Here is a 511-nt window from a genome sequence, read left to right as displayed (position 1 = left end):
CTCCTGGACGCGTCGCCAGCCTCAACTTCCATCAGGGCACGGTGAGCTTCTCGCCCGCCGGCGACGACAGCTGGTATGACGCCGTTCCCAACCGTCCGCTCACCACCGGCGACCGCCTCTGGACCGACGCCAATGCGCGCGCCGAGCTCCATGTCGGCTCCGCAGCCGTGCGCCTGGACGACCGGACCGAGCTCGACCTGTCCGAACTGGACGACGACACGGCACGCCTCACCAGCATGCAGGGCAGTCTGCAGGTGCGGGTGCGCGACGACCTCTCCGGACAGCGTTTCGAGATCGACACAGGCAACCTCGCGGCTGTGATCGAGGCGCCGGGCGAATACCGCATCGATGTCGACCCAGACTCCGGCACCACTCGCGTCGCGGTGGCCTCGGGCGCCGTCACGCTCTACGGTGAGAGCGGGGAATCCGCGGGCCTCGGTGCGCACCAGCAACTCACCGTGTCGGGCCGCAATCTCGAAGAGGCGAACGGCGCGGCCACACGGTCCAGCGG

General features: G+C 69.5%; 1 protein-coding gene. It reads left to right on the top strand.

Annotation, left to right across the window (positions count from 1 at the left end; all coding sequences use genetic code 11):
• Window positions 1-511: FecR domain-containing protein (locus AC1DTN_RS39320; protein ID WP_477925684.1), on the top strand; the 511-nt coding region annotated here is incomplete at both ends.

The sequence above is a fragment of the Rhizobium sp. 01T444 genome (genome assembly GCF_056398305.1).
This window is presented reverse-complemented; position numbering and strand designations above follow the sequence as displayed.